Origin of the sequence: Streptomyces sp. TLI_105 (genome assembly GCF_900105415.1) — a bacterium.
In the GTDB taxonomy this organism is placed as follows: Bacteria; Actinomycetota; Actinomycetes; order Streptomycetales; family Streptomycetaceae; genus Streptomyces.
Window position 1 is genome coordinate 5,349,548 of the sequence record NZ_FNSM01000001.1, and the last position, 23,010, is coordinate 5,372,557.

25 protein-coding genes and 1 tRNA gene are annotated in these 23,010 nt (G+C 71.7%); 9 read left to right on the forward strand and 17 right to left on the reverse strand.

All coding sequences use genetic code 11. The features are described 5' to 3' along the window. The first annotated feature begins 138 nt into the window (after positions 1-138). A complete protein-coding gene (locus BLW86_RS44070) occupies positions 139-561 on the forward strand; it encodes a winged helix-turn-helix transcriptional regulator (protein ID WP_371129576.1) in 423 nt (140 codons plus the stop codon). Here the strand turns inward: BLW86_RS44070 and BLW86_RS24480 are convergent. Further along, on the reverse strand, positions 536-1,429 hold the full coding sequence (locus BLW86_RS24480; RefSeq protein ID WP_256341415.1) for a PhzF family phenazine biosynthesis protein: 894 nt from the start codon (positions 1,427-1,429) through the stop codon (positions 536-538). The genes BLW86_RS44070 and BLW86_RS24480 overlap by 26 nt on opposite strands. 490 nt (positions 1,430-1,919) lie before the next feature. On the opposite strand from BLW86_RS24480, the gene BLW86_RS24485 reads away from it, so the two are divergent. Both BLW86_RS24485 and BLW86_RS24490 read left to right on the forward strand, forming a co-directional pair. Continuing rightward, complete coding sequence (locus tag BLW86_RS24485; protein ID WP_177181739.1) at positions 1,920-2,738, forward strand: P-loop NTPase family protein; 819 nt, start codon at positions 1,920-1,922, stop codon at positions 2,736-2,738. Further along, entirely contained in the window at positions 2,666-3,688 is a 1,023-nt protein-coding gene (locus tag BLW86_RS24490) for a tyrosine-type recombinase/integrase (protein ID WP_256341416.1), read from the forward strand. The genes BLW86_RS24485 and BLW86_RS24490 overlap by 73 nt, the downstream gene beginning before the upstream one ends. Positions 3,689-3,855: 167 nt before the next feature. On the opposite strand, the gene BLW86_RS24495 is transcribed toward BLW86_RS24490, so the two are convergent. After that, positions 3,856-3,928, reverse strand: a tRNA-Arg gene (locus BLW86_RS24495). A gap of 301 nt (positions 3,929-4,229) precedes the next feature. Here BLW86_RS24495 and BLW86_RS24500 point away from each other — a divergent pair. The 5 genes from BLW86_RS24500 to BLW86_RS24520 all read left to right on the forward strand — a co-directional run bounded on the left by BLW86_RS24500 (position 4,230) and on the right by BLW86_RS24520 (position 11,522). Further along, positions 4,230-5,861 (forward strand): dynamin family protein, encoded by a 1,632-nt coding sequence (locus BLW86_RS24500; RefSeq protein WP_093876034.1) that lies wholly within the window; start codon positions 4,230-4,232, stop codon positions 5,859-5,861. Between the two features lies 1 nt (position 5,862). Further along, positions 5,863-7,677 (forward strand): YfjP family GTPase, encoded by a 1,815-nt coding sequence (locus BLW86_RS24505; protein WP_093876035.1) that lies wholly within the window; start codon positions 5,863-5,865, stop codon positions 7,675-7,677. 180 nt (positions 7,678-7,857) lie between these two features. After that, positions 7,858-8,307: a single-stranded DNA-binding protein gene (locus BLW86_RS24510; protein WP_093876036.1), complete on the forward strand. Its 450-nt coding sequence runs from the start codon at positions 7,858-7,860 to the stop codon at positions 8,305-8,307. A 225-nt stretch (positions 8,308-8,532) separates the two neighbouring features. Then, complete coding sequence (locus BLW86_RS24515; protein WP_093876037.1) at positions 8,533-9,954, forward strand: LAETG motif-containing sortase-dependent surface protein; 1,422 nt, start codon at positions 8,533-8,535, stop codon at positions 9,952-9,954. 239 nt (positions 9,955-10,193) lie between these two features. Then, positions 10,194-11,522 (forward strand): MFS transporter, encoded by a 1,329-nt coding sequence (locus BLW86_RS24520; protein ID WP_093876038.1) that lies wholly within the window; start codon positions 10,194-10,196, stop codon positions 11,520-11,522. A 214-nt stretch (positions 11,523-11,736) separates the two neighbouring features. Here BLW86_RS24520 and BLW86_RS24525 read toward each other — a convergent pair whose 3' ends face one another. The 14 genes from BLW86_RS24525 to BLW86_RS24585 all read right to left on the reverse strand — a co-directional run bounded on the left by BLW86_RS24525 (position 11,737) and on the right by BLW86_RS24585 (position 20,288). Further along, positions 11,737-12,312 (reverse strand): hypothetical protein, encoded by a 576-nt coding sequence (locus BLW86_RS24525; protein ID WP_143060272.1) that lies wholly within the window; start codon positions 12,310-12,312, stop codon positions 11,737-11,739. Positions 12,313-12,485: 173 nt separating this feature from the next. Further along, entirely contained in the window at positions 12,486-13,751 is a 1,266-nt protein-coding gene (locus tag BLW86_RS24530) for a tyrosine-type recombinase/integrase (RefSeq protein WP_093876040.1), read from the reverse strand. Next, positions 13,751-13,948 (reverse strand): helix-turn-helix transcriptional regulator, encoded by a 198-nt coding sequence (locus tag BLW86_RS24535; RefSeq protein WP_093876041.1) that lies wholly within the window; start codon positions 13,946-13,948, stop codon positions 13,751-13,753. Before BLW86_RS24535 ends, BLW86_RS24530 begins: the two co-directional genes overlap by 1 nt. A 2-nt stretch (positions 13,949-13,950) precedes the next feature. Continuing rightward, on the reverse strand, positions 13,951-15,336 hold the full coding sequence (repSA, locus tag BLW86_RS24540) for a replication initiator protein RepSA (RefSeq protein ID WP_305632733.1): 1,386 nt from the start codon (positions 15,334-15,336) through the stop codon (positions 13,951-13,953). Next, positions 15,333-15,974 (reverse strand): DNA methylase, encoded by a 642-nt coding sequence (locus BLW86_RS24545; RefSeq protein ID WP_256341702.1) that lies wholly within the window; start codon positions 15,972-15,974, stop codon positions 15,333-15,335. The genes repSA and BLW86_RS24545 overlap by 4 nt, the downstream gene beginning before the upstream one ends. 50 nt (positions 15,975-16,024) lie before the next feature. Further along, positions 16,025-16,213, reverse strand: a complete 189-nt coding sequence (locus tag BLW86_RS24550) for a hypothetical protein (RefSeq protein WP_371129578.1) — start codon at positions 16,211-16,213, stop codon at positions 16,025-16,027. A 93-nt stretch (positions 16,214-16,306) separates the two neighbouring features. Continuing rightward, positions 16,307-16,855, reverse strand: a complete 549-nt coding sequence (locus tag BLW86_RS24555) for a GGDEF domain-containing protein (protein WP_093878841.1) — start codon at positions 16,853-16,855, stop codon at positions 16,307-16,309. A gap of 5 nt (positions 16,856-16,860) precedes the next feature. Further along, complete coding sequence (locus BLW86_RS24560; RefSeq protein ID WP_093876043.1) at positions 16,861-17,193, reverse strand: SpdD-like protein; 333 nt, start codon at positions 17,191-17,193, stop codon at positions 16,861-16,863. Between the two features lie 11 nt (positions 17,194-17,204). After that, entirely contained in the window at positions 17,205-17,363 is a 159-nt protein-coding gene (locus tag BLW86_RS24565) for a hypothetical protein (protein WP_093876044.1), read from the reverse strand. Between the two features lie 20 nt (positions 17,364-17,383). Beyond that, positions 17,384-17,575, reverse strand: a complete 192-nt coding sequence (locus BLW86_RS24570; RefSeq protein WP_093876045.1) for a mobile element transfer protein — start codon at positions 17,573-17,575, stop codon at positions 17,384-17,386. A 12-nt stretch (positions 17,576-17,587) separates the two neighbouring features. Next, positions 17,588-18,295, reverse strand: coding sequence for a DUF2637 domain-containing protein (locus BLW86_RS24575; protein WP_093876046.1), 708 nt, complete (start codon positions 18,293-18,295; stop codon positions 17,588-17,590). 28 nt (positions 18,296-18,323) lie between these two features. Next, on the reverse strand, positions 18,324-18,500 hold the full coding sequence (locus tag BLW86_RS42130) for a hypothetical protein (RefSeq protein ID WP_177181740.1): 177 nt from the start codon (positions 18,498-18,500) through the stop codon (positions 18,324-18,326). An 85-nt stretch (positions 18,501-18,585) separates the two neighbouring features. Beyond that, positions 18,586-19,941: an FtsK/SpoIIIE domain-containing protein gene (locus tag BLW86_RS24580; protein ID WP_093876047.1), complete on the reverse strand. Its 1,356-nt coding sequence runs from the start codon at positions 19,939-19,941 to the stop codon at positions 18,586-18,588. Positions 19,942-19,943: 2 nt separating this feature from the next. Further along, complete coding sequence (locus BLW86_RS24585; protein WP_093876048.1) at positions 19,944-20,288, reverse strand: SCO3933 family regulatory protein; 345 nt, start codon at positions 20,286-20,288, stop codon at positions 19,944-19,946. Positions 20,289-20,625: 337 nt separating this feature from the next. Between BLW86_RS24585 and BLW86_RS24590 the strand changes: the two genes are divergently transcribed. After that, positions 20,626-21,762, forward strand: a complete 1,137-nt coding sequence (locus tag BLW86_RS24590; protein ID WP_371129579.1) for a helix-turn-helix domain-containing protein — start codon at positions 20,626-20,628, stop codon at positions 21,760-21,762. Here BLW86_RS24590 and BLW86_RS24595 read toward each other — a convergent pair. Beyond that, complete coding sequence (locus BLW86_RS24595) at positions 21,746-22,540, reverse strand: NUDIX domain-containing protein (protein ID WP_093876050.1); 795 nt, start codon at positions 22,538-22,540, stop codon at positions 21,746-21,748. The genes BLW86_RS24590 and BLW86_RS24595 overlap by 17 nt on opposite strands. Positions 22,541-23,010 lie beyond the last annotated feature (470 nt).

The window sequence follows — 23,010 nt, forward strand, 5'->3', positions numbered from 1 at the left end:
CCTGCTTCGTTTTCAGAAGCGCCACTATGATGCTTCTGAAAACGAAGCGCAAGGAGGAGGAGCGGCGTGGGAGAGACCGGAGCGGTGACACCACGGCCCGGGGGGCCCGTGCCCGGGCGGCCCGTACCCGGGCGGCCCGTGCGGGGATCCGCGTCCGGCCGCCCGGTCATGGCCGCGCTCGACCTGCTCGGACGCCGCTGGGTCCTGCGCGTCCTGTGGGAACTGAGCCAGGCCCCGGCCGGCTTCCGCGAGCTCCAGCGCCGCTGCGAGCGCATGTCCTCCAGCGTGCTCAGCACCCGCCTCGACGAGCTGGCCGAGGCCCGGCTGCTCACCCGCGCGGACGACGAGTACCGGCTCGCCCCCCTGGGCGCGGAACTCGTCGAGGCGCTGGCTCCGTTGGAGGCCTGGAGCGGCCGGTGGGCGAGGGAGCAGGGGCTCGCGGAGGAGGACGAGGGAGCAGAGGCTGACGAGGGAGCAGGGGCTAGGGAAGCGGGCGAGGAGGCGGGGGCTAGGAAAGCGGGCGAGGGGGCAGGGGCTACGGAAGCGGGCGAGGGGGCGTGACCAGGACGCCTCCGCCCAGCCGTACCACCGGACCGGACGGACCGGCCTGGGTCGTGGCGCCGATGGTGGCGGGACTGCCGAGGGAGTCCCCCATGTCGACCGTGATGCGGTCGATGCCCCGACCGGCGAGGTGGGCGGCGAGGCATGCCGTGCTGTTGGCGTTGGCGATGTCCTCGGGGACGCCGATCGACGGGGCGAACATCCGGGCCGCGAGCCGCCCCGAGGGCGACGGCGCGGAGTACACGTAACAGCCCAGGAGACCGAGGCGGTCGCAGACGGCGCGGAGCCGGCCCATGTCCGGGGCGAGGGCGGCGAGTACGGCCCGGGAGGCCACCGGGACCAGCAGGCGCGGCCGCCCGACGGAGGCGACCCGCGGCCCCGGTCCGAGCGCGTCCGGGTCCAGGCCGAGGGCCGGCAGGACGAGCGCGGACTCGGGCCCGGCCGGCTCGCGGAGCTCCACGGCCCCGTAGGCGAAGCCGACCTCGGCGTACGGCCCCTTCCGTACGGCCCGGCCGGTGAACGTACGGCCCGCGACGCGGAGGGACACCTCGTGCGTGTCGGTCTCGGCCCGCGCGGCGAGGAAGCCGAGGGCGGCGATCGTGCCGTGTCCACAGGAGGGCAACTCCCCCTCGGAGGTGAAGAACCGGAGGGAGAAGGCGGGGCGTCCGTCCCGTTCGCCCTCGCGCGCGACGAAGACGGCGTGCGAGGCTCCCGCCGCCCCGGGCACCCGCCGCCGCTCGTCCTCGCCGAACGGCCCGTCGTCCATGACGGCCGTGGGACTGCCACCCCACCCGTCCGGCCCGTTCCGTACGCCCTGCCCGTCCCGCCCGTCCCGCCCGTCCCGTACGCACGCCTGGACGACGGTCACGGACGCCCCTCTGAAGAACACCACCCATGCCCCGTACCCCACCGACGGCCGGACGACGCCTCCGGCCGGCCGGAGGACGAGATGACGGAGTCGACTCGCTCGATGGCGCGCCGCCCGTCTTTCCGGATCCTGTACACCTGGGCGCCCCATGTGCCGCGTCAGGAAGGGGAGTTGCCGGGGCGTGAGCGTTTCCGTGATCTGGAGACGCGGCGATACAGTCCGGCGGGAGCGGGGCCGGTGACCAGGGGGAGGGGTCGACGTGTCGGAGGTCGTGACGCTCAGTGCGCTGACCACGTTCCTGCTGGGAGTGGGCAACGGGGCCGCCGGAGAGATCGGCAAGAACCTGTCCCTGTAGGCAGGGGCTCTGGTGAGGCGGACGCTCGGGCGGGAGACTCCGTTGCCGACCGGGGCGGAGGACCGCCGGGCGCTGGCGGGACGTGTACACGCGCGGCTGGGCCGTGATCCACGGCGGGCCGGCGAATGGGCGCTGATGCTGGAGGGCGTCCCGGACGAAGCCGCCGAACCGCCGCAGGGCGCGATGCCCCCGCCGCCCTGGGCGTTCACGAACCAGGAGAAGGTGCTCAAGCGGCTGTTGCGGGAGGCCGACCGCCCCTGGGAGGGCCGGCCCCGGGTCGTCCTGCTGTCGGGTCCCGCGGGCAGCGGCTCCACCTCGGTGACCCTCAGGCTGGGAGCGGAGGCCCGCGACCGGTTCCCCGACGGGCAGTACTACGTCGACCTGCGCGCCACGTCCGGGGAGACCGGACCCGAGCCGGCGGGCGTGGTGCTGCGGCTGCTGCGCGAGATGGACGAGGCCGAGCGCGTCGCCGTGCCGCCGCTGAGCGACCGGCACGCGAAGCAGCTCGTGCGGAAGGTGGCAGGACCGGAGCAGGCCGCGCGGGTCAAGGCGCAGCTGCCCGGAGTGCTCGAACGCTGCCGGGGCAACGCGTTCGCCCTCCATGCGAAGGCACGACTGCTGACCCGGGACCGCGGCCGGGCCCGCGCCCGGGTCCGAGACCGGGTCCGAGACCGCGTTCGGGGCTCGGACCGGGACGCGATCCGGGACGTGGTCGGACCCTCCCGTACGGACCGCCGCGCATCTCGCTCCGCTCCGGCTCGGCCCGGAGGCGGCGCGCCCGTGCCGGCTCACCGCGCTCGGCGGCCGGCCGTCCCTCAGTGCCACGATCGCGGCGGCCGCTGCCGACGTCCACGAGGAGACGGCCGCCCGGCTGTGTCGACGTGCGCCGAGCGCTCCGTGAGTACGCCTTCAACACCCTCCGGCGGGGCCAGGCCCCGCCCGAGGTCGCCGTGATCCTGCGCTGGGTGCAGCGCAACTCGCTCTCCATGGCCGCCTGGGAGGACGAGAGCACAGTGGAGACGGGCCTGCGCGCGGCCATGACGAAGCTGGACGGCACCCCTGTGGCCGCCGGCTCGGCCCGGCGGACCAAGCGCGTCCTCAACGTCCTCTTCGAGTACGCCATCAAGAAGAAGGTGCTCAAGGAGAACCCCCTCCCGAAGGGCCAGGGCGCCAGCACCACGGCGTCCAAGACCTCCTCCGCCGTCGACAAGCGCTCGCTGCTCAACAGCGAGCAGGCCGCCAAGCTGCTCGGCTGGATCTACGGGCGGCCGAGGGGCGGCCGGCGGCCGCACACCTTCTTCGCCGCGATGTACTACGCCGGCGCCCGGCCCGAGGAGGTCGTGGCGATCGACGTCGGGGACGTACGCCTGCCCGCTGCGGACGCCGACGACCAGTGGGGCGAGCTGCTGCTCCACACCGCCCACCCCGAGGTCGGGAGGCAGTGGACGGACACCGGGGAGGTGCGCGAGGAGCGCGGGCTCAAGGGGCGGGCAGCCGACGACACCCGCACGGTGCCCTGCCGTCCCGCACTGACGCGGATTCTTCGGGCCCATATCGAGAAGGAGGGGCTGAAGCCCGGAGATCTGCTGATGCAGGGGGAGAAAGGAGGTGATCTCGCCGGGTCCGTGATTCGGCGAGCGTGGCGGCGGGCTCGAAAGGAAGTGCTTAATTCGTACGAATTCGGGACTCCGCTCGGTCGCCGCGTCTACGACCACCGCCACACCTTCCTGACGAACTGGCTCAACGCCGGCGTCCCGGCTGCGACCGTGGCCGAGTGGGCGGGCAACAGCGTCCCTGTCCTCCTCGCCACCTACGCCCGGTGTATCGACGGGCAGCTCGATGGCCTGAAGCACCGCATCGAGCGGGCGGGGGAGCTCCCGGACCCGACCATGCCGAGGGGCTGAAAACTCCACCGCGTATTCACCGCAGCCACCCGCAGAAACGCGGAATCAGCCGGGTCCAGCCGGACGCGTCCCCTGTCCGCCAGGGGGCATGTCCGGCTCCGCGCCGCTTCCCCGAAACCGCCCCTGACCAGCAAAAAGGACCCTCCCGAAGGAGGGTCCTGATCTTGCGCCCCCGGCAGGACTCGAACCTGCGGCCAAGTGCTTAGAAGGCACCTGCTCTATCCACTGAGCTACGGGGGCCGGGTGGTGGCCGTGTGGCCAGGAGCCCCTGGTGGGTGGGGTGTGCCTGCCGGGACAAGGATAGGGCTCCGATCGCCTTGGCCCGGTTGCTTCACCTGCGTGGCACGATGTGGAGGTTCGGTGAAGCGAACCGATAATCGCAGGCAGGTGCGATTCGCGCAGCGCTTTTCACGTCGCTCGGGGCGGGTGTTGTGCACTCGTTATGCCCGACCTGCCGGTCGCCACCCTTCTCTTCGGCGCGCAGGGTCCTCATACGCTTCAAAAACACTCATAAATTGGGCATTCTTCGCATGTGGTGACCTTGGACGAACGGCCTCAGCTGATCGACGCACTCTCCGCCCTGCGCGACCGAGTCGCCGCCGTGCGCCTCCCACTGCCCCTCCCCGACACGCCCCGCGCCCGCCAGACCCGGACCGAGTTGCTCGCCCAGCTCGACGACTACCTGGTGCCCCGGCTGAAGGACCCCGACGCCCCGCTCCTCGCGGTCGTCGGCGGATCCACCGGGGCCGGCAAGTCCACCCTGGTCAACTCCCTTGTCGGGCGCCGCGTCAGCGAGGCGGGGGTGCTCAGGCCCACCACCCGGACACCCGTGCTCGTCTGCCACCCCGAGGACCACCACTGGTTCGCCGGCATGCGGGTCCTCCCGCAGCTGACCCGCGTCTGGCTGCCCCAGGCCGACGAGGACCACCCCGTCGACGAACCCGCCCCCGAGGAGAACGCGCTGCGCGTGGAGACGGCCTCCTCGCTGCCCCGGGGGCTCGCCCTGCTCGACGCGCCCGACATCGACTCCCTCGTCGTCGAGAACCGGCTCCTCGCCGCCGAGTTGATCTGCGCCGCCGACGTATGGGTCATGGTCACCACCGCCTCGCGGTACGCCGACGCCGTGCCCTGGCACCTGCTCCGTACCGCGAAGGAGTACGACGCCACCCTCGTCATCGTCCTCGACCGCGTCCCCCACCAGGTCATCGGCGAGGTCTCCCGCCAGTACGAGGCACTGCTCGCCAAGGCCGGCCTCGGCCACGTGCCCCGGTTCACCATCCCCGAGCTGCCCGAGTCCACCTGCGGCGGCAGCGGGCTGCTGCCCGAGAGCGCCGTCGCCGAGCTGCGCGGCTGGCTCGCCCACCGCGGCCAGGACCCGGCCGCCCGCCAGCAGGCCGCCGACCGGACCGCCTCCGGGGTCATCGACTCCCTCGACACCCGGCTGCCCGAGCTGGCCGGGGCGGTCGCCGCCCAGTACGCCGCCGCCGTCCGCCTCGGCGGCGTCGTCGAGGCCGCGTACCGCGAGCAGGGCAAGCGGGTACGCAAGGAGCTCGGCCGCGGCGCCGTCCTCGCCGGCGACGCCCGCACCCGCTGGCGCGCCTACCCCCGCGACAGCACCTCCGAGGAGCTCCTGGACGCCCTCACCGAGTCCCTCGCCGCGCTCCTCCACTGCGCGGTCTCCGCGGCCGAGGAGCACGTCCGGGACACCTGGCGCCGCGAACCCGCCTCCGAGCCCCTCGGCCCGCCGCGGGCCGGCGCCGACCGGGAGGCGGCGGAGCGGATCGGTGTGGAGGCGCGCCGCTGGCGCCGCGTGCTCGAGGAGCTGGCCGAGGAGGAGGTACGGGGCATCGACCGCCCCTCGGGGTCCCGCCGCTCCGGCTCCCGCTCCTCCGGCGCCGCCCCCGAGCCCGACACCGTCGCCGCGCTCCTCGCCGCCTCCCTCCTCGGCGGCCGCCGCGCCCGCGCCGCCGGCGAGCGCCTCGCCGAACTCCTGGGCGCCCAGAGCGCCCTGCGGCTGCGCGACAAGGGCGGCGAACTCGTCCTCTCGTACGTCGACCGTGTCCTGCACGCCGAGCGCGACCGCCGCCTCGCCCCCCTCGACGCGCTCGACGTGACCCCCGAGCCGCAGGCGGAGCTGATCGCCGCGCTCTCCGTACTGCAGAAGGAGAAGTGACGTGGTGGACGACGACCGGGAGCGCGGCCGTGCGCGCTGGGACGACGGGCTGATCGCGCGGCGCGCGGCCGAGCGGGCAGCCGACAAGACCGCCGTCGCGCAGGAGAAGGCGCCCCCGCCGCAGGAGGAGGATGCCCTGCCGCTCCTCGGCGGCAGCTACGGCGGGCCCCTCCGCCGCCGTCTCGACGCCCTCCACGAGCTGGTCGGGCTCTCCCGCACCCGGGTCGAGAGCGAGGCCCTCGCCGAGGCCGGGCGCGTCCTCGACGAGGCCGCCGCCCGCCAGCGGCTCTCCTCCCGGCACACCGTGATCGCCGTCGCCGGGGCCACCGGAAGCGGGAAGTCCACGCTCTTCAACGCCCTCGCCGGCGTCCCCGTCTCCGAGACCGGCCTGCGCCGCCCCACCACCTCCGCGCCCATCGCGCTCAGCTGGTCCGACGGCGCCGCCGGACTGCTCGACCGGCTCGCGGTCCCCAGCAGGCTGCGCCGCCGTCCCCTCGCGGGCGGCGCCGGCGACACCGAGCTCCAGGGGCTCGTCCTCGTCGACCTGCCCGACCACGACTCCGCCGTCACCGCCCACCGCGACCAGGTCGACCGGGTCCTCGGCCTCGTCGACGCCGTGATCTGGGTCGTCGACCCGGAGAAGTACGCCGACGCGGCCCTCCACGAGCGCTACCTGCGGCCCCTCGCCGGGCACGCCGAGGTCACCTTCGTCGTCCTCAACCAGATCGACCGGCTCGGCACCGAGGCCGCCGACCTCGTCCTCGACGACCTGCGCCGCCTCCTCGACGAGGACGGCGTGGCGCTCGGCGAGCACGGCGAGCCCGGCGCGACCGTCCTCGCCGTCTCCGCCCTCACCGGCGAGGGCCTCCCCGAACTGCGCGAGACCATCGCCCGGTTCGTCCAGGAACGCACCGCCCCCGAGCGCCGCCTCGCCGCCGACGTCGACGCCGCCGCGGCCCGGCTGCGCCAGGCGTACGTCGCCGAAGGGCGGGCCGGCCTCGACGAACGGGCCCGGGACGCCTTCACGGACCGGCTCGCCGTCGCCGTCGGCGCCCAGGCCGCGGGCGAGGCCGCCGAGCGGGTCTGGCGCCGGGGCGCCATCCGCGCCTGCGGCACCCCCTGGCTGCGGCTCTACCGCTGGTACGAGCGGATGCGCGCGCACGGCTCCACCGACCCCCGTCTCCAAGTCCCCGTCGAGGACGAGCTGACGGCCCGCCAGCGCGTCGAGCAGGCCGTACGGATCGTCGCCGACGAGGCCTCGCGGGGCCTCCCGGTGCCCTGGGCCCAGGCGGTGCGCGAGGCGGCGGTGCGCGGGGCCGAGGGGCTGCCGGAGGCCCTGGACGAGCTGACGGTCTCCATGGGGGACCCGGCCGCCCGGCCGCCCCGGCCCGCCTGGTGGCCCGCGGCCGTCCTCGCCCAGGCGGTGATGACGCTCCTGCAGATCTTCGGCGCGCTGTGGCTGGTGGGGCAGATCGTGGGCGTCGTCGAGCCGGGTCTGCTGCCGCCGGTCCTCGTGATGCTCGGCGGGATCATCGGCGGCCCGCTCGTCGAATGGGCCTGCGAGGGCGCCGTGAAGGGACCGGCCCGCCGGTACGGGCAGGAGGCCGAACGCCGCCTGCGGGAGGCCGCCGCCGCCTGCGGCCGGGCCCGGGTCCTCGACCCGGTGGCGGCGGAACTGATGCGCTACCGGGAGGTGCGCGAGCAGTACGCGACGGTGGTGGGCTCGCGCCCGCCGGCGTCCCGGATCGTCGTCGGCGGCGGCCGCTCCGGCACGACCCGCCTGGGCGCGACGCGGGCGGGGGCGCGGGTGAGGTAAGCCCACCGGCGGCCTTCGGGGCACGGGGTGCCGGGTTCGGGGCGGTTCCCCCTTCCGGGTGAGGGAGTCGTCCCCGAGTCCGCGGTTGTCCACAGGCCCGAGCGAGGTGCGCCCGGTCGCCCCAGCATGGTTCCCACGGGGTGTCCACGCAGCAGGACACCGGAGAGTTGGGGGCGAACCATGAACGACACGACCGTGACGCTCGTAGGGAACGTGGCGACGGCAGTGGAGTACCGGGACACGGTGGCGGGCGGAGTGGCCCGCTTCCGGTTCGCGGTGACCGCGCGCCGCTGGGACCGGGAGCGGGGCCTCTGGTCCGACGGGAACACCAGCTTCTACACGGTGTCGGCCTGGCGCTCGCTCGGCGCCAACCTCGCCGCCTCGGTCTCCGTGGGGGAACCACTCGTCGTGTACGGGCGGCTGAAGGTCCGTGAGGAGGAGCGCGACGGGCAGCGCAAGACCTTCGTGGACGTGGACGCGATGGCCGTGGGGCACGACCTGAGCAGGGGGACGGCGGCCTTCCGGCGCGCCGCCCGGGCGGAACCCGCACCGCAGCCGGAGCAGGACCCGTGGACGGCGGCGGCGGAGGAGGGGACGGCCGCGGCACCCCAGTTGGTAACCGCGTCCTGACCTTGTGTTGTGGGGATTTGTCGACCAACTTGCTTTGCTGATAACGATTCCGAGTCGGAATGGTTATCTGACCGCACGACAGGGCACCCGGGGGCTTCGCGTCCCTAGGATTCCCGGATACTCATGTGGCACGTGAGCCCATTGAGTCTGTGAGTCTTGCTGGCGTGCGCTCCCCCCACGCGAATCGACCAAGTTCGCGGAGTGTCTCGCCCGGAGGGGAATCCAATGTTTTCAGTTCGTGGGCGTGGCGTTGCCCGTCTCGCCGCCACGATCCTGGTCTCCGGCCTCGTCGCGACCGGCGCGATAGCGACCGCCGGTCCGGCCCTGGCCGATGACAACGCCCCGGGCACCGGTGGCGTCATGGCGAAGTTCGGCGGCATGACGGAAGACGCGGGCGCCGTCGAGATCACCGAGAAGAACGGCACCAAGTGGTCGGTCAACGGTGGTCTGTTCAAGATGGAGGTCGACGGCGGGGGAAGCCTCTTCACCTACTGCATCGACCTCCGCACCCCGGCGAAGCGTGACTTCAACTACAAGGAAGTCGGCTGGGACGAGTCCTCCCTGCACAACAACGGCAACGCGGGCAAGATCCTCTGGATCCTGGAGCACGCCTACCCGAAGCTGTCCGCCGAGACCCTCGGTGGCAACGCGGGCGTCGACCTCTCCAAGCAGGAGGCCGCGGCCGGCACCCAGGCCGCCATCTGGACCCTCTCCGACGACGTCGTCGCCACGCCGAAGGACGAGGACGCCGAGAAGCTGAAGGAGTACCTGCTCGAGAAGGCGGTCGAGCTCGACGAGCCGACGGCCTCCCTGAGCCTCTCCCCGGCCACCGTGGCGGGCAAGGCCGGCGAGAAGCTCGGCCCGATCACCGTCACCACCAACGCCACCGCCAAGCTCGCGGCCGCCCCGGGCGCCCCCGCCGGCGTCCAGGTCGTCGGCAAGGACGGCAAGCCGGTCACCGAGGCCAAGAACGGCGACGAGATCTACTTCGACGTCCCGGCCGGCACCGCCGACGGCACCGCCGAGCTGACCGCCGAGGCCACCACCAAGGTCTCGCTCGGCCGCGCCTTCGTCTCCGTCGACGGCCCGTCCCAGACCCTGATCCTGGCCGGTTCCAGCGACTCCACCGTCACCGCCAAGGCCTCCGCCACGTGGGCCAAGAAGGGTGCCGTCCCGTCCGTCACGGTCGCCAAGGACTGCGCCAAGGGCGGCCTGGAGATCATCGCCGGCAACAAGGGCGACGAGGCCTGGACCTTCGACCTGAAGGGCACCTCGTACACGATCGGCGCCGGTGAGACGAAGACCATCACGGTCCCGCTCGCCGAGGACGAGGCGTACAAGTTCACGATCACCGGCCCGAACGGCTTCGAGGAGTCCTTCGAGGGCGTCCTGGACTGCAAGACGGCCACCCCCGGCCCGAAGCCGTCGGAGACCCCCTCCACCACCCCTTCGGCCACGCCTTCCACCCCGTCGACCACGGGCGGCACGACCGGTGACACCACCGGCACCACGACCGGTGGCGGCGACCTCGCCGAGACCGGCAGCTCCAGCGCCACCCCGATGATCGCCGGCATCGCCGCCGCGCTCGTCGTGATCGGCGGCGGCGCGGTGTTCTTCCTCCGCAAGAAGAAGACCGCCGGCCAGTGAGCCCAGGCTCCGGTGCCGGGCCCACGCCCGGCACCGGGCCGAAGCCCGGCCCCACGGCGTGATCCGCCGACCTCACGGAGTGAGCCGCTGATCCCGCGGAGCGATCCGCCCCCCGCGCACCCCACCCCGTGACCCCCGCACGACCCCGGCCGCACCCGCGCCCGGGGTCGTCGCACATCCGGAAGGCCCATACGGTCGACCGGCCGGCGCGGTGAGGCCCCCCTGTTAGCCTGACCGGCATGATCAGGCGGGGGATCAGACGGGGGAACGGACGACGGGCGCCCGACGGGCCGGATTCCGGTCCGCAGCGGGCTCTGATCGCCGCCAGTTTCGTCAGCAGGGTGGGCAACGGCCTCTTCAACGCCGCTGCCGTCCTCTACTTCACCTTCGTGGTGCACCTCCCCGCCACCCAGGTGGGCCTGGGCCTCACGATCGCCGGCCTCAGCGGCCTGGCGGCCGGCATACCGGCGGGGAACCTGGCCGACCGGTACGGACCGCGCACGGTCTGGCTGACGGCCCTCGTCCTCCAGGCCGTCACGATGGCGGCCTTCGTCCTCATCGACGGCTGGCTCGCGTTCACGCTCGTCGCCACGCTGGACCGGCTGGCCGCCACCGCCGGCGGTGCCGCGGGCGGCGCCCTCGTCGCCAGGGTCGGCGGGGAGCGCCCGGCGGCCTTCCGGGCCAGACTCCGCACGTTCGTCAACCTCGGCGTCGTCGTCGGCACCCTGGGCGCGGCCGTCGCCCTCCAGGTCGACACCCGCCCCGCCTACACCGTGCTGATCCTCGCCAACGCCGCCAGCTTCGCCCTGGCCGGACTGATCGCGTTCCTGGGCGTCCCCGACTACCGGCCCCTGCCCCGGCCCGATGGACACCTCCAGTGGTCCGTCCTGGCGGACCGGCCGTACGTGTCCTTCGTCGCGCTCTACAGCGCCATGGGCCTGCAGTACCAGGTCGTCTCCCTCCTGCTGCCGATCTGGCTCGCCGCCCACACCGACGCGCCGCGCTGGACCGTGGCGGCGGTCTACGCGGTCAACAGCGGCGTCTGCGTGCTGCTGCAGAGCCGACTCGGCTCGAAGGTGGAGACCCCGAGCCAGGGCGGCCGCGCCTTCCGCCTCGCCGGGCTCCTCTTCCTCGTCAGCTGCCCACTGATGGCCCTGACGGCCGACGTCCCGCCCTGGGTCGCGCCCGCGCTGGCCGTCCTCGCCGTCTGCGTCCACAGCGTCGGAGAGGTGTGGGAGTCCTCGGGCGGCTACGCGCTCGGCTTCGGTCTCGCCCCCGACCACGCCCAGGGGCAGTACCAGGGCCTCTTCGGCATCGGCTTCAACGCGGGCCAGGCCCTCGCCCCCGTGATCCTCACCGGAGCGGTCCTCGCGCTCGGACACACGGGATGGCTGCTCCTCGGCGCCCTCTTCGCGGCCCTGGGCGCGGCAGGCCCCCCGGTCGCCGCCTGGGCCGAGCGAACCCGCCCCCACGAACCGATCCCGGACACTCCCGAACCGATCCCGGACGCTCCCGCACCGATCCCGGAGGCTCCCGCACCAGGCCGGCGGGGATCGCCACGGGACTGACCCGGAGAGGCACGGATCAGGGGCCCCGAGGCGAGGGTCGGAGGGCTCCCCACCTACTGGTTCGCCCCCGGGGGTGGCGGTCAGGCAAGATGGGGTGTTTCTCTCCGGCGGAGGGCACAAAACAGCCCCTCACCAGCAGGTTTCCCGCCGATGAGGGGCCGTCTCAGGCAGCCTGGGCCGTCTCTGGGCCGTCAGGCAGACGAGCGGGGAGCGGTCAGGCCCCGATTGCCGCTTGCTCGCTGGCACCGTGCCCGACGCCAAGGTCGGTGCGCATCACACTGCGCATCGTCTCCCATCGCTCCCAAAGGCGAACGAAGTCGGCCCTTATGTCGTCGAAGGACCCATCCGGATCAGGATTCCCCTCCTCCAGACTCATGGTCCGCCGGTAGACCTCAGACAAGACCTTCGTCATCTCATCCAGTTGGGCCAGCACCGCTGCGGACGCGATGAGCTGCGCCTCAGCGAAGACCGAGTGGTGATCGCGCCGCGCCTCCTCGACCAGCTCCCGAGCCTCCGGCGTGACAGCTCCTTTGTGCACGGTCCACAGGAAGTTCAGGAGATGCGTTCGGTAGCGTCGGAGGGACGCATTGACCTGCATGTAGGCGTCGCGCCGACGATTCAGCTCGGCTACTTGCTGCTCGCGGTGCCACTGCGCTGCAGCCACCTGCTGCTGACGCTCGAACTGTTCTGATTGAACGCGGCCTAGCAGGCGTTGCGACAGGACAGACGCGATGAGCGTGCCCGTCACACCGACCACAGCAGCAGCTAACCCAATGAGCGCGCTTCCCATGGGACCCCCTGACTGATTGAAAGAATCACGTCAGTGGCATCCTGCCCGCAGTGCGATGGCTGTGGGTGCCCTTTTCGCGCCTGAGCGCCATCGCCGCCCCATGCTTGAGGACTTGCCGAGTGAGAGCGCGAAGCAGCCCCTCACCAGCAGTTTCCCGCAGATGAGGGGCTGTCTCAGGCAGCAGCTTGAATGGTTTCCGGGCCGTCGTGAGCGTGACCGGCAGCCCGGTACATCGCGCTGATGGCCTTCCGGGTGCGTGTCTCGCTGCTCGGCATCAGGTGCGTGTACACCCGGAGCGTGAACCCCGGATCGCTGTGCCCGAGGTAGAGACTCAGCGCCTTGATGTTCTCGCCGGCGTCCAGGAGGACCGAGGCGTAGAAGTGCCGGAGCGCGTGCATCCCGTGCTCACGAGCGGCGGCGTACCGGTGCCCCTTCTCCGGGACCGGGATGATCCCGGCGGAGGCGAGCGCCGGCTTCCACGTCTGGTCATTGAAGGCGTTGCTCCACAGGGCCGTTCCGGCAGGCGCCGTGAACACGAGCCGGTGAGTCACCTTCGGTCCGCTCGGCGTCAGCCACGGCAACGTGACCTCGACCGGCGGGAAGCGCTTCATGTGCTCGCGCAGGGCCGCCGAGACCTCGGGGTCGAGGGGGACGTCCCGGAGCTTTCCGCGCTTCGGGGGAGCGAAGACGAGCCCACCGCGCACCTTCTTCACCTGCTGACGGACGTAGAGCCAGCCGAGATCCCCGATGTTGTCGACGGCGACCCCGAAGATCTCCCCTTGCCGAAGCCCGCATCCGGCGCCCACGTCCACCATTGCCTGGAAGTGCTCAGGCAGGCCGGCACGGACCCCGAAGACCTGGGACGCGGACCAGGGATGCACCCGAGTAGGCGCCGGCCGGGGAGCCTTGACCGACCGGGCCCGGCAAGGGTTCGAGGCAAGGAGCCGATCGTCCACGGCAGCGTTCAGTACTGAGGACACCGCGTCGAAGATGAGCCGCCGGTACGAGGCGGACCCCACGGTCTCTTCGAGCTGTCGGCTCCAGTCGCGGATGTGCTCCGCCTGGAACGAGCCGATGGGGCGACCGCCGAGGTACGGCAGCGCGTGAAGGCGAAGGCGTCCTTCCACGGCCGCACGGCTGCTCAGGTCCGTGGTGAGAGCGGCGATCCAGCGCTCGGCGTACTCCCGGAAGGTCGTCCGACTGGCCTTGGGGTCGATGTACTGGCCCCGCGCCATGTCGGCTTCGATGTTGGTGAGCCAGACGTCGGCCAAGCGCTTCTGCTTGTCCGGGAAGCTCTTGCTCTTCTCCGAGCCGTCGGGCCCGACGTAGCGAGCGCGGTAGCGCAGACCGATGCCGTAGCGCTCGGTCTTGACCTTGAGGGGCTTGCCGTCGGGGCCGGTCTCGACCCTGAACCATCGATCCTGGATGTGTCCGGCCATCAGGCAGCGGCCCCTTCCATCTGCGCCCGAACCCAGGTCTGCACGTCGGTGGGGTCGAAGCGCACGTGCCGCCCGACACGGAAGCCCCGGGGCCCGGTCCGCTTGCGGCGCCACTGGTAGATGGTCTCGATGGGCACGCCGAGGAGTTCGGCGACGTCGACCGGGGTCAGGTACCGGTCGGGGAGGCTGTGCGACATGGTCACCACTCCTTCTCATCGGGCAGTGCGCGTAGGGCTTCGCGGGCGGTCTCGCGGTTGAGCTGGATGTCTCGGGCGATGGAGGCGGCGAGGGCGGCTTCGCCCGGGGTGTGGCCTTGGCCGGCATACCTCCATGAGGTGAGGACGAGGACGGTGTCCGGCTCGATGTCGTCGAGGCCGCGGGCGGTGCGTTCCTGTTCGGCGCGGTAGTCGGCGCGGGTCTGGCGGAGGTCGCTCAGGGTGGTGGAGTACCGCCGGGACTTGGTGGAGAAGTGGCCGCGGAAGCCGAGCATGTGGGCCCAGGCGAGGAGCCGGCGGTCGGGGTAGAGCGGGTCGAGGTCGAAGCAGGCTTCGACGAGGCGCCGGGTGTGGTCGGGGACGCCAAGCAGTAAGAGAGCCTCACGATTGCCGATGCGGCGGTCGAGGCTGCCGGTGGTCTCCGCGGCTTTGGTGGAGTACTTGGCGATGTATGAGGCGACAGCCTGCTCGGTGATATCGGAGCCGTCGCCGAACGCCTTCACGGGCCGGATGTCGAGCTGGGTACCCCAACGGAGGCGGCGGGCGGGGTGGTCGCCGGCGGCGGGGACGGTGATGGTCGTGTACGAGTGCGCGGCAGCGGACTGGATCGAGGCCGTGAGGAGTTCGGTGGTGGCCCAGGACGGGGGAGGGGCGTCCGGTCCGTCCGGGCCGTCGAGGCGGACGACGACGTGGAAGTGGACGGCGCCCCGCTTCTGGAACTCGGCCACCTTGCCGTAGGAGATCCGGGCGACCTCCTTCAGGGCCCGCTGCGAGAGACCGGCACCGGCGGCGATCTCTCGGCGAAGCCGCTTGGCGAAGCGGTCCCAGAGCTGCCCGGCGTGGTTGTTGAAGAGGACGGCGGCGGCGTAGTCGTACGTGTCGGGGTCGAGCGGGGTGCCCAGTTCGGCGGCGTCTTCGGGGTGGCGGGTACCGCAGCGGCAGAGCCGGGCGCCGGGCCGGTTGTGAACGGGCCCGAATGACGGGGCGGTGAGGGTGAGGAACACGCGGGGGTGGTCGCGGACGGTGCCGGGGATGTCGCGGCGGTCGTCTCCGGCGAGGCCGGCGCGGATGAGGTGGAAGGTGTCCCCGGCGTAGGTCCAGGCGCAGGCGGGGCAGCGGGAGGCCCGCCGGTTGCCGCAGGCGACGCGGAGCCGTCCGCCGGGTTCGGTGTCAGTGGAGTAGCGGTGGAGGGTCTCGCCGGTGGTCTTGTCCTGGGTGAGGGTCCAGCCCTGGAGGTGGATGGGGTTGGAGCAGCCGCCGGTTCGGTGGATCTGCTCCTTCCAGCGGTCGAAGCCGGTGGACCCGGCCACCCGAAGCATGTCGCTCAGGGTGGCGGAGTCCAGGCCCGCCACGGTGGCGGAGTCGGTCACGCGAAGACCTCCTGTCGGGCGGTCATGAAGGCGGTGGCGATCCAGCGGGTGTAGGCGGGCGGGATGGCTTCGGTGAGTTCCTCGTGGACGTCGGTCCAGGTGATGTCCATGGCGTGCTGCATCTCGGGGACAGTGGCCTTGCCGCCTCCCTTGCCGTACGCGGCGACGTAGGGGCCCTCACGACGGACGCCGTGGCGGTGGCCGCGTACGTGGCCCCGGTGGCGGGGGTGGGCGGGCTGGGGGGTGGCCCAGTGGCCGAGTTCGAAGTTGCGGTGCCGCAGAACGCCGAGGCCGAACATCTCGCCGCACAGGGTGAGGTCCTTGCGGATCTCCGCGCGGCCGTTGGGCTGCTCGATCACGTACGGCAGGCCGGTCCGGTCGAGGAGTTCACGGGTGGGGACGACGAGGTCGACGTGGGCGTTGCCCCAGCCCCGGGAGGCGTTGGTGCCGACGGTCAGGGCGCAGCCAGCCTGGCAGGGCGGCGAGGCGTGGACGAGGGTGTAGCGCTCGATGTCCCCCGACGTGATCAGGCGGGCGAGGTAGTCGAGGGCGTCGCCCCGGTGGTAGGCGAAGGGGTAGTTGGGACGGTGGACGATGTCGCAGCCGTCGACCGCGAACCCGGCGAGGTGGTAGCCCATTCCGGCACCGCCGGCGCAGGAGAACAGGTCCAGGACCCGAGGCTTGGCGTTCACGCGGCGCCACCGGTCAGGCGGGCGGTGCGGAGGGCGGGGACGGTGTGGCCGAGGCCCCGGCAGGTGGGGCAGTTCACGCGGATCGTGTCCCGGGCGCCGTCGCTGGTCCGGAGACCGGTGGTGATGGTGGCGGTGGCGAAGCCGTCGCAGTCGCGGCAGACGCGCGGGGTGGTCTGGGGCATCATGGGCTGTCCCTTTCGGGTCCGGTGGATCTGGAAGGGGGTTGAAGGCGCCCGGGGCGGCGGAAGTTTGGCGACCGAGGCCGTCCCGGGGGCCGCTCAGTGTGTGTTGCGCCTGCCGTGGCCCTTGGCCGCGTACATCGCCGCGTCGGCGGCCGAGAGCGCGTCGGTGAGGGTCGGAACCGGCAGCTGGTCGCGGTGGCAGTGCCCGACCGAGGCCGAGACCGGCAGAACGTGTCCGTCGTGGGTGACCGGGCTGTCCAGGGCGGACCAGAGGGCGAAGAGGCCGGCGGTGCGGTCGGGGTCGGTGACGACGGCGGCGAACTCGTCTCCGCCGAGGCGGGCGGCGATGCCGTGGCGTCCGCACCAGGCGGTGAGCCGGTCGGCGGTGGCGGTGAGGACCGCGTCTCCGGCGGCGTGGCCGTGGGTGTCGTTGACGGCCTTGAAGTCGTCCAGGTCGACCAGGAGCACGAGGGCGTTCGGGTGCTTGGCGATGAGGCGTTCGGCGCGGGCGGTCCAACCGGCGCGGGTGTGCAGGCCGGTCAGCGGGTCGCGGCGGGCGGTCGCCAGACGGCGCCAGAGCAGTCCGCCGTGCAGGGCCCAGCCCAGGGCCGGTAACCCGGCGGTCGCGAGCGTGTACGTGTCCACGGGGGTCACCGGCCCTTCTGCATGTCACGGACCAGCAGCCGCAGCACGACCGCGACCACGGCGACGGACGCGCCGGTGATGGCGACCGCGAGCAGCATGGAGACGAGGACCGTGCCGACGATCAGGACGAGTCCGGCGCCGCCGGCGACGAGGGTGACGAGGCCGGTCGGGGTGAGGCGGACGGCGGGGACCTGGAGGCGGGGCGTGGCCGGGACGGGCGCCGGGGTGTGGTCGTGGTGGCAGGACGCCGGCTCGATGTTGGTCGCGGTGGTCGGCTGGACGAGCGGGGTGACGATGCCGGTCGGGAGCGGGTTGACCGGGATGCGGGGGCGGAGCATGGCGGTTCTCCCTACTTGTTGATCGTGGTGTCGATGAGCGGGGCGAGGATGCTGTCGGCGAGGAGGTAGCCGCCGAGGAGGATCACGGCGACGAGCCACCAGGGCGGGCGGATGAGCTTGATGCCGAGGCCGCCGACGACGATCAGGGCGAGCCAGAGCGGGACGTCCATGACGCGGTTCTCCTTCGAGGTCAGCGGGGCTTACAGCGGTGCGTTCGGGCGGCGAGCTGGGCGGCCGAGGAGCTGGAGTACTCGGCGGACCAGCCGCAGTCGTCGGCCGTGCAGACGGCGGCGTACTTGATGCGGCCGTGGCGGTCGCGGTGGGTGCCGATCTGCACCGGACCGATCCGCATCACGGAGTGGAAGTGGTCGCGGGCGGGCATCGTGCTCTCCTTTCAGGCGAGTTGGGCGGCGATGGCGTGGGCCATCGGGTGCGGGACGCCGAGGCGGGCGCGCAGGGTGTCGGCGTCGATCGGGTAGCCGGTGCGGGCGCGGTAGTCGTCGGCGACCTTGCGTGCGTGAGCGACGAGCGCCGGCGGTACGGGCACGGGGGCGGGCTCCGGGGCCGGTGCGGGCTCTGTGACCGGCTCCGGCTCGGGGGAGGGCAGGGCCGGTGCGGGGGCGATCTCCGGCTCCGGCTCGGTCATGTCGTCCCGCTCGATGACCGCTTCCACGGCCACGGGCTCCTCGGTGTCCCTACTGGGTTCGTCAGGCTCGGCGACCTCCGGGTGCCCGGGGGAGTGGACGAGGAGGGTGCCGCCGAGAAAGGCGAGGGCGGGCCATCCGGCGACGAGGATGCGCAGCCAGTCGGGCACGTCGGTGAGGTCGAGGAGCCCGGCGGTGGCGACGTTCGCACCGAGCGACGCGGCCAGGGCGACCATGAACCAGGTCCAGGCCGACCGACCCGAGGTACCGGCGGCCCGGAGGCTCCGAAGACGGTGCCAGGCGGCGACGAGGAGGAGATCGACGGAGACGGGGTAGGCCCACGCCTTCCATCCGGTCTGGCCGGCCGCTTCGGCGAGGTCGTGCAGGTGGGCGAAGGACAGGGCACCGGCGATCACGGCCTGCACGAGGACGGCGTCCGGCCGGAGCGTGGGGCGCATCGCGGTCCTCCTTCCTTGATCGACGGGGTCAGGTGGTGGCTTCACCGGTGCCGAAGCAGGACAGGCACAGGGCGGCCTGCTGGTGGTCGGTGTCGCGGAGCTTGCGGGAGCCGACGCGTACGGTCTCGGCGGTCTCACCGGCGCCGGTGCAGTCGGGGCACTTCTTCGGCGCGGTCTTCCGGGCGGTGGTCTTGCGAGCGGCCATCGGGGCGCCTCCTTTCCGGTTTCAGGCATGGGAGGGGTAGGGACCTGGCGTGAGACGGTCACGCCAGCCGTAGGGCGGGGGTGGGTCAGGCGGTCGCGGGAGCCGTCGCGATGACGGGTGCCGGGGTCTTCGCCAGGGGCGGCAGGACGGGCCGGAAGGCGTCCAGCGCGGGGATCTCCGGGGTGCGGTGAGCCTGGGCGCTGCAGAGGTTCACGGCCCGCCGCAGGGTGAGATGCGGGGTGCGGATGCGGACCCAGCCGCCGGAGGAGTCGCCGACGACGGCGGTGCCGGGCCGGTCGGTGGGGATCTGGATGGTGGCGAGCACGGCGTCCGGGGAGATGTCCCCGAAGGCCATGTTGGCGGAGGTCTCGTCGTTGACGCGGTGGGCGGTTCGGCCGGTGAGCTGGGCCCGGAGCATGGTGATGCCCTTGCCGAGCTCGGAGCCGAAGCGCTGCCCGCAGATCTCCAGGTAGATGCCGGCGGCGCGGCCGAGCTGGGAGAGCCGGACAAGGGAGGTGATGATCCGATCCCGCCGCTTCTCCTCCTCCTTCGTGGCGAAGAGGGCGAGTTCGGCGACCTCGTCGACGAGCAGGACGATCGGGGTCGGCCGCAGGTGGTCGGGGAGGTCCCAGATGTCGGCGGTGATCTCCGCGTCCGGGATGTCCGCGCTCAGCCGCTGCTCGTGCCGGATGAGCTGGTAGACGTCCTCCATGTGCCCCACGAGGGCGTCGAGGAGGTCGGCGGCGGTGTCGGGATTGTCGGCCAGGGCCGTGAACCGGCGGGCGAGCGGGGCGAGTTCCACGCCCTGCTTGCAGTCGATCCCGACGAGGGCCACATCGAGCGCGGCGAGGCCGGCGACGAGGTTGCGCTGATAGACGGACTTGCCCGACTGGGTGGCGCCGACGTTCAGGGCGTGCGGGATCTGCCGGTAGTCGCGGTAGTAGACCTCTCCGTCCTCCCGCAGGGCGACCGGCACCCGCATCGCCCCGCCACCGGGCAGGGCGGGCATCTGCACGCGCTTGAGGACGTCGTAGCCGGTCATCCGCAGCTCAACGACACTGGAGCGGATCTCCCGGGTGGTGACGTTCCGCATGACGAACGAGTGCCGCAGCCGGTCCGAGGCCGCCGAGAAGTCGAACGCGTCCTGACCCGGGCGGAGCTTCACCCGAAGCACCAGACCCGTCCGCGTCGGCCGCAGCCGCAGAATCCGAGGAGCCCGGGAGTCCGGGATCGGCCGGCCGGTGAGCCGGGCCAGGGCGAGGCGCCAGCGCGAGGGCGGGACGGTCAGCCCGCACGCGTCCATGACGGAGGAGTACCGGAGCAGGACCCGCACGAGCGCGAGACCGATACCGAAGGTCATCCAGTACCAGGCCGGACGCTGCCACCGCAGCAACAGCGCGACCGCGGCGACCAGCGCGAGGGCGACCGTTAAGGCGGTCATCGTCAGGCCGCCTTCGGGGCGGCGAGCGAGGTGACGGCCACGGCGCGGAAGCTGATGCCGTGGCGCTTCTGGCCGTTGAACTCGTTCTCCCAGGGCCGGGCGACGACGCCGGTCAGGGCGACCGGGGTGCCCATGGCCAGCTCGCCGGAGATGCCGGTCTCGGGGACGGTCAGGTTGAGGATCTCGGCGTTGCCGTCCATGACGAACATGACGTCGATCGTCATCAGCGTCGCGCCGGTCTCGCGGTCGGTGGCAACCTCACCGGTCTGCCGGTTCGCGATCTTCGGAGCCGGGGGCTGGGCCACCATCACCATCGCGGCGGACGTGTCGACGGGGATCTGACGCATGATGGAACTCCCTTTCGGAGGGGTGGGAGCGGCGTACTTGCTTGGCGGTAGGGCGCCGCTCCTGTGCGTTGTTATCGGGCCCAGTGGATGGTCCATGGGCACTTACGCCCTCAACTGGTGCGCACCAGTAGGTTGCATCTGGTGCGCACCAGATGTCAAGTGGTTCGGTCGGAGAGACTTCTCAATCCACTTGTCTGGCTTGCCTCTAGAGAACCGCGTGCCTCAACGGCCTGGTAGTCAACAGGGGTTAACACCTGTCCGGTTAACCCCTCACGACCTGCGGCAACGTGGGGCATGCTGGCGTTACAGATCGGGCTTCACATGCAGGGCGGCGCACGTGACGAATGGACTGCGGGCAGCAAGGAACGCGCGACAGTGGTCGCAAGAGCGTCTGGTTCACGAGATCAAGCAGCACGCGAAGCAGCACGTGCTCACCGTTGCCTCAGACGCCAGCCTCCGCGTCTACGTGTCTGAGTGGGAGAACGGCCGGCGGTCCATATCGGAGCGATACGCCAAGATTCTTCGGGTTCTGCTTGGGGTAACTGATGACGAGTTGCAGGGCAGGACCGCTGGCGTCGTCGCCCCCTCCGTTGAGGCGAACGGCTATGACGAACTCGTGAGCCGTATCGACGCAGCTCGGAACGTGAGCCTCACCATGGTCAACACGTTCATGGACCAGACGGAACTGTTGCGGACCATGGACCGGCAGATGGGGGCTGCAAGTCTCATCGACCAGATGACAGGACACCTAGCGACCCTTGAGGATGCCCTGACGTTTGCTGTACTGCCGGAGACGAGGCGTCCAGTGGCTCGCGCGCTGGCTGGAGCCGCAACCCTGGCCGCATGGCAGGCCCTCGATGTCGGAGCTATTGAGCGGGCATGGCGTCACTACGAGTTGGGGAAGCACGCCGCCAAGGAAGCCGACGAGCCGATGTATCTCGCTCACGCGATGGCTGAGCAGGCGTACGTGCTCTGTGATGCCGGTCGGCCGGAGACGGCAGTCGAGCTGATCCGAAACGCTCAGCGTGCTGGCGGCGCGGCGATGTCGCCGAGGCTCACAGCATGGCTCTACGCGGCGGAAGCCGAGATCTGTGCCAAGGCGGGGCTGCCCGACGACTGCCATCGAGCACTGGACAGGGCGATGCGGCACCTCCCGCAAGGCGAGGAGGCGCGTGACCCGGACATGCTCAGCATCTTCCTCAACCACGGACATCTGACACGGTGGCGAGGCAACGCACTAGCTCTGATCGGCGACGACGAAGCGGTACAGAGTCTCTACGAGGCTCTCGACGCCATCGATCCGACGTTTATACGAGCGTCGGCAGGTCTCCGATCCGATCTTGCTCAAGCCCACCTGGCACGCGGCGAGTATGACCAGGCTCTCGATCAGCTCCGCCAGGCTCGCCTGCTTGCGAATCGCACTGGGTCGGTACGCCAACGCCGGCGAATCGAGCAGCTTACGCAGCGCCTGTAGCAGACTTCTTCGCCGCGCGGGACGCCAGCACGTGAAGGAGCGCGACGAGCGTTCCTGACCCCATCAGTTCCCCGCGGGCCATCAGCTCAGGGATGTCTGCGAGCGGCACCCAAGCGACATGGCCGGCTTCTTCGAGGTCGGTCGGTTCGCCCACGAGCGTCGCGCCATTGCCCACGAAGATCTCGTGCGGGGAGTCGACCATGCCCACCATGGGCTGGTACGTCACGACGTGCTCAAGCCCATCCGGCCGCCAGCCAGTCTCTTCCTCTACCTCGCGGAGTGCCGTCGCGGAGGGGGACTCTCCCGCGTCCACGATTCCACCGGGAAGCTCCCAGCCGAACGACTTCGGGACGAAGCGGTACCGCCAGAGCATGAGGACGCGATCTTGGTCGTCGATGACGGCAGCAATCGCGACGTGCTGAAGCCGAACGACGTGATGCTCGAACCGCTCAACGCCGGGAGGCTCTACATCGACGAGTTCGAGCTTCACCCACTGGTTGTCGTAGAGGGTGCGCTCACCGTGGATCTGCCACGGCTCAAGATCCGTCGGTGCTTGGACGCTTACGGTGCGGTTCGGCACGCGGTACGAGCTGCGATCGTGAACCTCGATGACACCCTCGGAGACGAGCTTGGCTAGGACCTGCCGCAGCTGCGTTCGTCCGATCTCCAACTCCTGGGCCAGCGTGCGCTCAGAAGGGATCTTGGCCCCCGGGGGGTACTTGCCCGTCTCGATCCACTCGCAGATCGTGCGGTACACCCGCTCCGACTTGGGTCCCATCCTTTAAGCACGCCTCCTTGTGTCTGTTGTGCCGACCGGCACAAGCCTAGTGGGGCACTCAGTCACAGGGACAGGGGAACAGGTGCGGTGAGAGTTTCTCTACTTCATCAAGGCACCCGCCGCGCACGGCGCGGCGCGCGCGGCCCGTCGCCCGGGCCTGCGCTCCTGTCTGCGCCCCGCTCCAGCCCGGCCGCCGGCCGCACGCCTGACGGCTCGGGTTGATGGGTGACGAACCACGATGCGGCCAAGACGGGTACACGGGTGCGGCTCAAGACGATGCCTCCGGCGGGGGCGCTCAGGCTCCGGGATGGCGGGGGCTCCGTGAGCGGGTGCCGGCCGGTGGGGGGTGGCGGTGGGGAACTCCCATCCCGTCTGCCGTCGACCCAGGCAGAGCCGAGCAGACACGGCACCGGGCGTCCAGGTCGTTCGTACAGTGGCGCGCTCCACCTGGACGCCCGGCACCGCGCCTG

Coding starts and splice junctions, on each gene's coding strand:
- BLW86_RS24560 (WP_093876043.1), bottom strand. CDS start 17,193: ATGCTCCGCCCCCGCATCCCGGTCAACCCGCTCCCGACCGGCATCGTC.
- BLW86_RS24515 (WP_093876037.1), top strand. CDS start 8,533: ATGTTTTCAGTTCGTGGGCGTGGCGTTGCCCGTCTCGCCGCCACGATC.
- BLW86_RS24530 (WP_093876040.1), bottom strand. CDS start 13,751: ATGGCCGGACACATCCAGGATCGATGGTTCAGGGTCGAGACCGGCCCC.
- BLW86_RS24550 (WP_371129578.1), bottom strand. CDS start 16,213: ATGATGCCCCAGACCACCCCGCGCGTCTGCCGCGACTGCGACGGCTTC.
- BLW86_RS24595 (WP_093876050.1), bottom strand. CDS start 22,540: ATGGGACCCAAGTCGGAGCGGGTGTACCGCACGATCTGCGAGTGGATC.
- BLW86_RS24575 (WP_093876046.1), bottom strand. CDS start 18,295: ATGCGCCCCACGCTCCGGCCGGACGCCGTCCTCGTGCAGGCCGTGATC.
- BLW86_RS24585 (WP_093876048.1), bottom strand. CDS start 20,288: ATGCGTCAGATCCCCGTCGACACGTCCGCCGCGATGGTGATGGTGGCC.
- BLW86_RS42130 (WP_177181740.1), bottom strand. CDS start 18,500: ATGGCCGCTCGCAAGACCACCGCCCGGAAGACCGCGCCGAAGAAGTGC.
- BLW86_RS24520 (WP_093876038.1), top strand. CDS start 10,194: ATGATCAGGCGGGGGATCAGACGGGGGAACGGACGACGGGCGCCCGAC.
- BLW86_RS24580 (WP_093876047.1), bottom strand. CDS start 19,941: ATGACCGCCTTAACGGTCGCCCTCGCGCTGGTCGCCGCGGTCGCGCTG.
- BLW86_RS24485 (WP_177181739.1), top strand. CDS start 1,920: ATGCTGGAGGGCGTCCCGGACGAAGCCGCCGAACCGCCGCAGGGCGCG.
- BLW86_RS24570 (WP_093876045.1), bottom strand. CDS start 17,575: ATGCCCGCCCGCGACCACTTCCACTCCGTGATGCGGATCGGTCCGGTG.
- BLW86_RS24535 (WP_093876041.1), bottom strand. CDS start 13,948: ATGTCGCACAGCCTCCCCGACCGGTACCTGACCCCGGTCGACGTCGCC.
- BLW86_RS24565 (WP_093876044.1), bottom strand. CDS start 17,363: ATGGACGTCCCGCTCTGGCTCGCCCTGATCGTCGTCGGCGGCCTCGGC.
- BLW86_RS24525 (WP_143060272.1), bottom strand. CDS start 12,312: ATGGGAAGCGCGCTCATTGGGTTAGCTGCTGCTGTGGTCGGTGTGACG.
- BLW86_RS24510 (WP_093876036.1), top strand. CDS start 7,858: ATGAACGACACGACCGTGACGCTCGTAGGGAACGTGGCGACGGCAGTG.
- BLW86_RS24545 (WP_256341702.1), bottom strand. CDS start 15,974: ATGGGCTACCACCTCGCCGGGTTCGCGGTCGACGGCTGCGACATCGTC.